The sequence below is a fragment of the Curvibacter soli genome, from assembly GCF_029211125.1.
GTDB classification, from domain to species: domain Bacteria; phylum Pseudomonadota; class Gammaproteobacteria; order Burkholderiales; family Burkholderiaceae_C; genus Curvibacter_A; species Curvibacter_A soli.
Map to the genome: position 1 here is coordinate 1 of NZ_JARGEN010000007.1, position 10,456 is coordinate 10,456.

Annotated in this window: 9 protein-coding genes, 1 tRNA gene and 1 pseudogene; 3 read left to right on the forward strand and 8 right to left on the reverse strand. The window is 65.2% G+C overall.

Features of this window, described 5'->3' with window-relative positions; all coding sequences use genetic code 11:
• Positions 1-92 precede the first annotated feature (92 nt).
• A tRNA-Leu gene (locus PY257_RS01010) sits at positions 93-184 on the forward strand.
• Between the two features lie 553 nt (positions 185-737).
• Here the strand turns inward: PY257_RS01010 and PY257_RS01015 are convergent.
• Genes PY257_RS01015 through PY257_RS01050 form a run of 8 tightly spaced genes read right to left on the reverse strand, consistent with a single transcriptional unit; the run spans position 738 to position 9,228 of the window.
• Complete coding sequence (locus PY257_RS01015) at positions 738-1,649, reverse strand: polysaccharide deacetylase family protein (protein ID WP_275737868.1); 912 nt, start codon at positions 1,647-1,649, stop codon at positions 738-740.
• A gap of 6 nt (positions 1,650-1,655) precedes the next feature.
• Positions 1,656-2,699: a bifunctional UDP-4-keto-pentose/UDP-xylose synthase gene (locus tag PY257_RS01020; RefSeq protein ID WP_275737870.1), complete on the reverse strand. Its 1,044-nt coding sequence runs from the start codon at positions 2,697-2,699 to the stop codon at positions 1,656-1,658.
• A gap of 38 nt (positions 2,700-2,737) precedes the next feature.
• On the reverse strand, positions 2,738-3,682 hold the full coding sequence (locus PY257_RS01025; RefSeq protein WP_275737872.1) for a formyltransferase: 945 nt from the start codon (positions 3,680-3,682) through the stop codon (positions 2,738-2,740).
• Complete coding sequence (locus PY257_RS01030) at positions 3,679-4,617, reverse strand: glycosyltransferase (protein ID WP_275737874.1); 939 nt, start codon at positions 4,615-4,617, stop codon at positions 3,679-3,681. Before PY257_RS01030 ends, PY257_RS01025 begins: the two co-directional genes overlap by 4 nt.
• 45 nt (positions 4,618-4,662) lie before the next feature.
• Positions 4,663-5,805 carry a DegT/DnrJ/EryC1/StrS family aminotransferase gene (locus tag PY257_RS01035; protein ID WP_275737876.1) on the reverse strand — a complete coding sequence of 381 codons (1,143 nt, stop codon included), beginning with the start codon at positions 5,803-5,805 and terminating at the stop codon, positions 4,663-4,665.
• A complete protein-coding gene (locus PY257_RS01040; protein ID WP_275737877.1) occupies positions 5,802-6,191 on the reverse strand; it encodes a DMT family transporter in 390 nt (129 codons plus the stop codon). The genes PY257_RS01035 and PY257_RS01040 overlap by 4 nt, the downstream gene beginning before the upstream one ends.
• A complete protein-coding gene (locus PY257_RS01045; protein WP_275737879.1) occupies positions 6,188-7,858 on the reverse strand; it encodes a glycosyltransferase family 39 protein in 1,671 nt (556 codons plus the stop codon). Before PY257_RS01045 ends, PY257_RS01040 begins: the two co-directional genes overlap by 4 nt.
• Positions 7,859-7,860: 2 nt before the next feature.
• Positions 7,861-9,228, reverse strand: coding sequence for a UDP-glucose dehydrogenase family protein (locus PY257_RS01050; protein ID WP_275737881.1), 1,368 nt, complete (start codon positions 9,226-9,228; stop codon positions 7,861-7,863).
• A gap of 169 nt (positions 9,229-9,397) precedes the next feature.
• Here PY257_RS01050 and PY257_RS01055 point away from each other — a divergent pair, with 169 nt between their 5' ends.
• Positions 9,398-10,051 (forward strand): DedA family protein, encoded by a 654-nt coding sequence (locus PY257_RS01055; protein ID WP_275737883.1) that lies wholly within the window; start codon positions 9,398-9,400, stop codon positions 10,049-10,051.
• An 85-nt stretch (positions 10,052-10,136) separates the two neighbouring features.
• Positions 10,137-10,391 (forward strand): annotated as a pseudogene (locus PY257_RS01060) (AraC family ligand binding domain-containing protein); the annotation flags it as partial.
• Positions 10,392-10,456 lie beyond the last annotated feature (65 nt).

Genomic DNA, 10,456 nt, shown 5'->3' on the forward strand with positions numbered 1-10,456 from the left:
TCGTTGCTCTCAGACTACTTGCGTCAGGAACTCAGAAGTCCATCGCTCTCCATGGCTTTTGCGTAAGTCCTATTATCCTGTGGATGTGCTGGGCCCCGATGGTGGAATAGGTAGACACAGCGGACTTAAAATCCGCCGCTCATCGAAAGATAGCGTGCCGGTTCGATTCCGGCTCGGGGCACCATCTTGAAATGTTCACGACTGTGCTGGACACGAAAAACCTAACCATTTCAACTGGTTAGTAGCGTCTATGAAGATGGCGCAGAGCGCTGGACGCGCGGTCATGCACAATTCATCCCCCCATATTTCCCCCACTGATTCCCCAAATGGCGACCCCCATCAAAACCGCCGCAGGTTCGTGGCGCATCCAGATCCAAGGTGAAAGGCCAGCGTGACGCCGCAACGCTCCCGACCAAGCGGGGGCGGTAGAGTGTGGGCGGCCAGGCGCACCACGGAGATGCGGGCTGCGGCGACAGGGAAGCTGGATACGGTCAAGACGGTTGCCGATGCCCTGGCTGCATACGCCGAGAAGGTGTCGCCGACGAAAAGGGACGGGTTGAAAGAGCGCATTCGGCGCAATGTTGTCGCCCGTCGTGGTGGCGCTTCAGCCTTGCTACCGTGCATGGGACACACATCCCTCTTGGGGGCTGCATGCCGGGGGCGAGCGCAAGGGCTATTCTGGTAGCCGCGGGCAGCGTGTCAACGCGGGTATGCCCGCGTGCGGTCGGTGGAGGGGCTTACGCGGCGACTGGCTCGCCCTGCAAGGCCAGCAGGCCCGAGCGGCCCGCGATAGTGCCCTGCGCGATGCGCAGCCGTGGCAGCGTGGCGGGGTCGAGCGTGGCATGCAGGTCGGCCAGCGATACCAGCGCATGGCCCTGGGTGCGCCAGCCCGCGATCAGGCTGCGCAGCACGTGCTGCAGCCGCATGCCCTCGAGTTCGGCGTGCAGCGTGTAGACATGGTCTTGCGTGGCGCTGTGCGTGCGTTCGAGCAGGTGTTCATGCACGTTGTCTTCGGTGATGCCGCCCAGGCCGATCAGCTCGTCGAGCGTAGGCAGGGTGGTAGGCAACTGCGCCGGACCGATGGGCGCGCCGCATGCCGCCACGGGCATGAAAGGATGGGTGCCGCGCGTGTCGGACGCGTAGGCGATGCCCATTTCCTGCTCGGCATGGGCGGCTGCTTCGTTGAACTGCCAGCCCGCGGCGCCATGCACGCGCGCTGCAGTGCCAAAAATTTGCGTGAAGCGTTCCAGCGCACGCCGCATCTCGGCGTGCGCCCAGGCGGCATCGCGCGCCAGCAAGTGGTCTTGCCAGCGCACGTGGTCCCAGCAATGCACGCCGACCTCGAACCCTGCAGCGCGCACGGCGCGCAGCGTGGCGGCTTCGCGCAGGCCGATGTCGGGGCCGGGCAGCAGCACGCCGTAAAGCAGGGTGCGCAGGCCGTAATGTTCCACCACCGAGGTGCGCGAGACTTTCTGCAGAAAACCGGGCCGCAACGCTCGAAAGATGGCGCGCCCGGTGTGGTCAGGCCCCAGGCTGAACAGAAAGGTGGCGCCAGCTCCGGCCTCGCGCAGCAGCGCGGTCAGCGGCGGTACGCCTTCGCGGGTGCCACGCCAAGTGTCTACGTCAATTTTGAGCGCGATGCGGGCCATGCGCCCTCAGGCCGCCAGGTCGGTTGTGGCCGCCGCCGAGGCGCGGTAGTAGTCGAACAGCGAGGCCAGTGCATGCTGCATGTCCACTTCGGGTTTCCAGTGCAGGTCGGTCATGGTGTTGCGGATGTCGGGCACGCGGCGCTGCATGTCCTGGTAGCCTTTGCCGTAGTAGTCGCCTGCCGATACGTCTACCAGCTTCACGGCTTGGGCCGCGTCGCGGTAGGCTGGCGATGCAGCGGCCAGTGCCAGCATCATCTCGGCCAGAGTGCGGATGGAGATGTTGTTGCTCGGGTTGCCGATGTTGTAGATTTTGCGGTCGGCCACGCCGCCCTCGTTGGCGATGATCTTCATCAGCGCGGCGATGCCGTCGCTGATGTAGGTGAAGGCACGCTGTTGCCGACCGCCATCCACCAGTTGGATCGGCTCGCCACGCACGATGTGGCCCAGGAACTGGGTGATGACGCGGCTGGAGCCTTCCTTGGGCGTGTGCAGGCTGTCCAGGCCGGGGCCGATCCAGTTGAACGGGCGAAACAGCGTGTAGCGCAACCCTTCCTGCATGCCGTAGGCATGGATCACGCGGTCCATCAACTGCTTGGAGCAGGCGTAGATCCAGCGCGGCTTGTTGATGGGGCCATAGACCAGGTTTGAGTTTTCGGGGTCGAAGTCGGTGTCCTCGCACATGCCGTAGACCTCGCTGGTGGAGGGGAACACCACGCGCTTGCCGTAGCGCACGCAGTGCCGCACGATGGGCAGGTTGGACTCGAAGTCGAGCTCGAACACGCGCAGCGGCTCGCGCACGTAGGTGGCGGGCGTGGCGATGGCCACCAGCGGCAGCACCACGTCGCACTTCTTCACGTGGTATTCGATCCATTCCTTGTTGATGGTGATGTCGCCTTCGAAAAAGTGAAAGCGCGGGTTGTTCATCCAGGGCGCCACGCGGTCGGACTGCATGTCCATCCCGTACACCTCCCAGTCGGTTGTTTCGATGACGCGCTGCGTGAGGTGGTGGCCGATGAAGCCGTTGACGCCGACGATGAGAACTTTGAGCATGGGATTTTCAGTAAGCCAGTATGCGAAAGGGACGCCGCTCAGGCGTCGATGGTGATGGTGCTGCCCGCGTATTGTTGCGCCAACCGCTGGGGTTCGAGTGGTGCAACGTCGCCGTCGAAGTGCGCGCGCAGCACGCGCAGCGCGCTGCCGTCCGCCGCCAGCAGCCACAGTTGGCCGCCGTGGCTTGCCAGGCGCAGGCCGGTGCCGGGGATGGCGGTGGGCGGCGCGGCAAGTTGGGTGCGTTCGATCACCAGGCGCCGGCCTCCGATGAACACGAAGGCGCCAGGGTAGGGTGGAGCCAGCGCGCGCACCAGGTTGTGCATCTGCCGCGCACTGGCGCTGGCCGGAATCAGTCCGTCAGCGGGTTTGCGGCCACCGAAATAGCTGCCCTGCGATAGCTCCTGCGGCGTCAACCGTGCCGTGCCGTCCACCAGCCGGGGCAGGCTGCGTGCCAGTACGATCTCCGCCGCCACCACGACCTTGGCGAACACTTCGGATGCGGTGTCGTCGCCCAGGATGGGCACGGCGCACTGGTCGACGATGGCGCCGCTGTCAGGCTTGACCTCCATCGCGTGCAGGGTGGCTCCGGTTTCGCGCTCGCCGTGGATGATGGCCCAGTTCACCGGCACCCGGCCCCGGTAGCGTGGCAGCAGCGAGCCGTGCATGTTGAAAGCGCCGCGCGCGGGCAGTTCCAGCCAGTCGCCCCCGAGCATTTGCCGGTAGTAGAACGAGAACAGAAAGTCCGGTTGCGCGGCGCGGGCCTGTGCCAGCAATTCGGATGCACTGGGATGCTCGGGCGTCACACAGGGCAGGCCGTGTTCTGCCGCCACTGCCGCCACGTTGTCGAACCAGATGTTCTCTCCCGGCGCGTCGGCATGCGTGACCACCAGCGGCACGCGCACGCCCGCGTCCAGCAGCACGCGCAGGCAGCGCACGCCCACCTGGTGGTAGGCGAACACGATGGCGCTTGCCGCCCCGCTCATGGCTGGTGCTCCAGGATCGCACTGATGACGTAGCGCGGGCGCTGCCGTACCTCCTGGTAGATGCGGCCTACATATTCGCCCAGCAGGCCGATGCCCAGCAGCGCCAGCCCGATCAGCAGGAACAGCAGCGCGAACAGCGTGAAAGTGCCACCCTCTTCCGGCCCCAGGATGAGACGGCGCCCTGCCAGCAGCACGAACAGCAGGCCCGACAGCAGCGACACCGCCATGCCCAGCATCGAGAACAGTTGCAGCGGCACCAGCGAGAAACCGGTGATGAGGTCGAAATTGAGCCGCGCCAGGCTGTAGAGCGAATATTTGGATTCGCCAGCACTGCGTTCTTCGTGGCCGACGACGACCTCGGTCGGGTGTTGCGCGAACTGGTAGGCCAGGGCGGGGATGAAGGTATTCAGCTCGTTGCACTGGTTGATGAGCTGCACCACGTTACGGCCATAGGCGCGCAGCATGCAGCCCTGGTCGGTCATGACAATGCCGGTGAGCTTGTGGCGCAAGTGGTTCATGGCGCGCGAAGCCCAATGCCGCCAGGCTGCGTCCTGGCGCTGGCGGCGGATCGAGCCCACGTAGTCGTGGCCTTGGTCCATGGCGGCCAACAGCAGATGGATATCCTCCGGCGGGTTCTGCAGGTCGGCGTCGAGCGTCACTACGCGCTCGCCGCGGCAATGGGCAAAGCCGGCCAGGATGGCGCGGTGTTGGCCGAAATTGCCGTTGAACAGAATCACCCGCGTCACGTCGGGCCGCTGCTCGAACTGCGCTGCCAGCAGGGCGGCCGAACGGTCGCGGCTGCCGTCGTTGACGAAGATCAGTTCGTAGCGCAGGCCCAGCGCGTCGAGCGCAGGATAGATGCGGGCGAACAGCGCCGCCAAGCCGGCTTCTTCGTTGTAAACCGGGATGATGACGCTGAGCTGCACTTCAGGCATGGCGGCCTCGGCAGTGGGTGAAGTGGGCTGCAAAGTAGCGGACTCTTAGCCTTGGAGTGTGCGCACAGCGCTGGCAATGGCGGCGCAGACGCGATCCACATCGGTATCGGCCATGGCCGGGAACAGCGGCAGCGTAAGGGTGCGCGCGCCGATGTCCTCTGCTACCGGGAACTGCCCCTGCCGCCAACCCAGGCGGCGCAACAGCGTGAACAGATGCATGGCTGGGTAGTGCACGCCTACGCCGATGCCCTGCGCCTTCATGGCCTCGATGAATTCGCCCCGCCGGGGTGCCAGCGCGCGAGGCAGCAGCGGCTGCATCATGTGCCAGTTGCTTTGCACGAAATCGGCAGGCGGCAGCTCGAAGCCAAGACTTGTATCCCAACGTTCGAAATAGCGCTGGGCCAGCGCCCGGCGGCGGGCGTTGAAGGCATCCACCTGCCGCAACTGGCCCAGCCCGATGGCGGCTGCCAGGTCGGTCAGGTTGGCTTTGCCGCCCCATTGCTCGACATCCATGCTGCCGTCGGGAAACCGCTCCACGCCTTGCAGGCGCAGTTTTTCGAAAGCGCGGGCTTCTTGCGCGTTGTTCAGCACCAGGCAGCCGCCTTCGGCGGTAGTGAGGTTTTTGTTGGCGTGGAAGCTGAACGACACCAGATCGCCGAAGCTGCCGATCTCGCGCCCGGCCCAGTGCGCGCCAAAGGCCTGGGCTGCATCTTCGATGACGCGCAGACTGTGTCGCGCAGCCAGCGCGTTGAGGCGGTCGCGGTCCACTGGCAAGCCGGCCAGATCGACGGGAATCAATGCGCGTGTGCGCGGCGTGAGGGCGGCTTCTATCCGCGCCAGGTCGATATTGCGGGTGGCGGCGTCCACGTCCACGAACACCGGTGTTGCACCTACGGCCAGTATCACGTTGGCGGTGGCGACCCAACTCAGCGGCGTGGTGATGACTTCATCGCCCGGGCCGATGCCGCACAGGCGCAGTGCCAGTTCCAGCGCCGCAGTGGCCGAACTCGCCAGCCGCACGGGGCGGCCCTGGAAACGTTCCGACAGCGCGGCTTCCAGTGCCTGGCAGCGCGGGCCGGAGGTAATCCAGCCCGAGCGCAGCACGTCCGCCACCTCGGCAATGGTCTGCTCGTCGATGGACGGGCGGGTGAAAGGCAGAAAGGGCAGCTTTTCCATGGAATTCGTCATGGCGCACTCGCGCTGCGCGCCACCAGCACCACGCCCGCGATGATGACCGCGATGCCCAGCCAGCGCTGGGGGTTCAGGGTTTCGCCCAGCAGCCACCAGGCCAGCAGGGCGTTGATGACGTAGCCGATCGATACCAGAGGATAAGCCACGCTGACCTCCAGCCGCGATAGCGCGACAACCCACAGCACCACGCTGACCGCGTAGCAGCCCAGCCCGCCCAGGATGGCCGGCTGGAATGCCAGCGTGAAGGCGGTGCGCGCCAGCGTGGGCAGGTCGGTGGCCAGGGTGATTTTGCCGACGCTGGTGGCGCCTGCCTTCAGCAACAATTGCGCCAGTGCGTTGAGCGCCACGCCACCCATGACCCAGGCGAAATCGAAACGCGTCATGGTTTCACCACCACTGCGCGCGTGCGGTCTTCAAACACTACGCGCATCGGCAAGCCGCGTTCCTGCAGTTTCTGCAAGGTGGCAAGCGGCATGTAGGCGGCAGCCTTGGGCAGGGCCTGCCAGCGGGGCACGAAGGCGTCGAGGGTGGGAATCCACCGCTGCGGCTCCTGCTTTTCGCCAAATTCGAACTCGTTCACGTAGTTCACCAGTATCACGTTGCGGCCCAGGTAGAACGGCAGGGTCTGGTCATAGTCCTGCACCGCGAACACTGGGGTGTCGGCGCTGATCAAGGGGCGCAGCACCTTCGATAGCCGGGCCGCGCTCTTGGCTTGGCCGTAGCTGTCGTACGACTGCATTGCCACCAGCACGGCCACCAGATGGGCGAATGCCACCACCACCAAGGCGGCGGTCAGTCGCTGCTGGCCCAGCCACCACCATGCGAGGCCGGCCCCGGCCAGGAATACCACTGCGCCTACTTGCAGCCCCAGGGCCAGTTGTGCCACCGCTTGAGGCTCCACGCCGGGCGACATGAGGCGTTGTAACTGGGGCGACAGCACTAGCGCGGCCATCCATAGCAGCGCTGGGAAGGCCAGGTGCCAGCGCAGTGCGGTAGCGCTTGCGACATGGCGCAGCCGTTCGGTCAACAGCAGGGCGAGCGCTGGGAACATCGGCAGGATGTACGAAGGCAGCTTGGAATGCGAGATGCTGAAGAATATGAATACAAAGCCCGCCCAGGCGAGTAGCAGACGCAAGGCTTCGTGTTGTCGCGAGGGCTGTGCAGCGGGGCGGCGTAGTAGCAGCCACGGCAGGCCACTAGTCCACGGCAGCAAGCCTATGAGCAGCAGCGGCAGGTAATACCACCATGCGCCCTCGCGCTGATGCACGTTGGTGAGGTAGCGGGCGAAATGCTCGTGGATGAAGAAGAACTCGGCGAATGCGGGGTTGCGCAGCGACACCAGCACGAACCACGGCGCAGCGATAGCCAGGAAAATCAGGGTGCCCGACAGCCATCGCATGCGGCGCAGCAGACCTGCGTCGCGCTGCCACAGGCAGACGATGACCAGTACGCCGCAGGGAATGACCACGCCCACCAGTCCCTTGCTGAGCACCGCGCCCGCCATGCTTGCCCAGGCGCACCACACCCAGTTGCGCTGCGTGCGCGCGGAAATCCCCGTGCGCTCGGCCAGCAGCATGGCGCACAGCACGAGGGTGAGGAACAATCCTAGCCCGGCGTCGAGCGTCAGGAAATGGCTGTTGGCGATGATCCAGGTCGTACCTGCCGCGATGGCCAGGGCCCGTATGCCGGCCTGCGCCCCCCACAGTCGCCAGCCGGTAAATCCGATGGCGAACACCGTCAACAGGCCCGCCAGCCCGGGCCAGAGCCGGGCGGTAAATTCATTGATGCCCAGCAGCAGAAAGGCTGTTGCGCCGATCCAGTACTGCAATGCCGGCTTCTCGAAATACAACAGGCCGTTCAGGCGCGGCGTTATCCAGTCGCCGCTGAGCAGTATGTTCAGCGACAGGGTGGCGTAGCGGCCTTCGTCCGTGTGAAGCAGCGAGCGGCCGCCCAGTGGCACCAGCCAGATGAGCGCCAACAGGGCTAGCAAGGCAGGCACCAGCCACTGCCGGCGCATTACGCCAGCGGCGGGCGTTGTTTCGGTGTGCATGCTCAAGCCGGGCCGCAGCGGCCGATAGCGTGGTACTCGAAACCTTCCGCCTGCATGCGGTGCGGAGGGTACAGATTGCGTCCGTCGAACACCAACGGCTGACGCAACGCGGCGCGCAGCTTGCCGAAGTGGGGGGTGCGGAAGGCTTTCCATTCGGTCAGGATGACCAGTGCATCAGCACCAGCCAAGGCGGCATCGGCGCTTTCGGTCAAGCGCAAGCGGGCCAGCCAGTCGGGCTGGTCAGCCAAGTCGTGCACGAAAGCGTGGTGTGCCTCGGCCATGGCGGCGGGGTCGTAGCCGCACACGGTGGCACCGCGCCGCAGCAACTCGCGTACCACGTAGCGGCTGGGGGCGTCGCGCATGTCGTCGGTGTTGGGTTTGAATGCCAGGCCCCACAAGGCGAAGTGGCAGCCCGTCAGGTCCTCGCCCAGTCGGGTGGTAATTTTTTGCAGCAGCACTTTTTTTTGGTGCGCGTTGGCTTCTTCCACTGCGTCGATCACACCCAGCCGCACGCCATACTGGCGCCCGGTGTCGCGCAGCGCGCGAATATCCTTGGGGAGGCACGAGCCTCCATAGCCCAGGCCGGCATAGAGAAAGTCGTAGCCGATCCGGCGGTCCGAGCCGATGCCCTGGCGCACCGATTCGATGTCGGCACCCACCACATCGGCCAGGTTGGCCAGCTCGTTCATGAAGCTGATGCGTGTGGCCAGCATGGCGTTGGCGGCGTACTTGGTCAGCTCGGCAGAGCGCACATCCATGTACAGCGTGCGCTGGTGGTTGCGGGTGAGCGGGGCATACAGGTCGTCGAGCAGCGCGCGTGCCTTCAGGCCCAGTTCGCCGGGCGGCAGGCCCAGTACCACGCGGTCGGGACGCATGAAGTCATCGATGGCCGCGCCTTCCTTCAGGAATTCAGGGTTTGACGCGACCACGAACGCATGCTGTACGCCGCGCTCCTGCAATTGCCGGGCGATCACCGCGTGCACGCGGTCTGCGGTGCCCACGGGCACGGTGCTTTTGTCCACCACCACGGTAAAGCCGTCGATGGTTTGCCCGATGGCCTGCGCTGCTTGCAGCACATGCCCCAGGTCGGCCGAGCCGTCTTCGGAGGAGGGCGTTCCGACGGCGATGAAGACAATGCTGCGCCCCGCAACTGCCTGTGCGATGTCGGTTGTGAACTGCAACCGTTCATTGGCAACGGCCTGCTCCACCATCGTGTTCAGGCCAGGTTCGTAGATGGGGATTTCGCCGCGTTGCAGGCGCTGCACCTTGTCTGTGTTGCTGTCCACGCAGACCACGTCCACCCCCAGGTCGGCAAAACATGCCCCGGTGACAAGCCCTACATAGCCGGAGCCGATAACTGCGATCTTCAATTGCTTGGTTCTTTGCGTTGGCCCTGGGGCCGGTCTGCCATGGTTGATGGCCGGGATGCCCGCACGTCCAGATGGACGAGGCGACGAGCGGGCCGATCATACGCGCAAGCGCGCCGCTTTCGGGCCGGTTGTACCCGTCTGGCGGGCGAGCCAGGATAATGCCGCTGCCATGGAATTCATCTCGCTGCTTCTAGATTTCATCCTCCACATCGACCGCTACATCGAAGCCTTTGTCGCCAGCTATGGCGCCTGGGTCTATGCGCTGCTGTTTCTGATCGTGTTCGTGGAAACGGGCGTGGTCGTCATGCCCTTCCTGCCGGGCGACTCGCTGCTGTTCATCGTTGGCGCGCTGTGCGGCGCGGGGCTGATGCACCCCGCGCCATCGGCGGCGGTGCTGCTGGCCGCGGCGGTGCTGGGCGACCAGTGCAACTTCCGCATCGGCCGCCATTTCGGCGCCCGGGTGTTCCAGTGGGAGGACTCGCGCTTCTTCAACCGCCGCGCGTTCGACCAGGCCCATGCCTTCTACGAGCGCTATGGCGGCATCACCATCGTATTGGCGCGCTTCATGCCGTTCATCCGTACCTTTGCCCCTTTCGTGGCCGGGGTGGCGGCCATGTCGCGGCTGAAGTTCACCGTCTACAACGTGGCCGGGGCCGTGCTGTGGGTGGGGGGCATCATCACGGCGGGCTATTTCTTCGGCAATCTGCCCTGGGTGCGCGCCAATCTGGAGAAGATCATCTGGGGTTTGATCTTGGTGCCCGGCCTGATCGCCATCATTGGCGCGTGGCGCGGTTCGCGCACCAGCGCCGTGGCGGAGGGATGAAACCACCCCGTTTGGTCGGCCTCACTGCGTGTGGCCGCCCCATTCCCCCGAGGGGAGCACCGGGCGGCCGGGCAAAACCTATGGCATGCAGGAGCGCAGCGACCGGCTCGACTTCTACATCCGCGACCAAGGCGAGCGCCCGCCACTGACCGAGCCGCACCGGCACGATTACTTCCAGATCCAGGCCAGCCTTGCGGGCGATACCGTGCAGCACATCGGTGGCGCGGTGCGGCCCTTCACGCGCGGCATGCTGGCCTTCATCCTGCCGCACCGGCTGCACATGATCCCGCACCCGCCGGGCGGGCGCTTCGTGGTGGTCAACTTCTCGCAGGCATTCCTCACAAGTTCGACACCTTTTTGCCAAAATTCCGGATTTTCCGCCCCGACCTGCCAATAGATTCAACC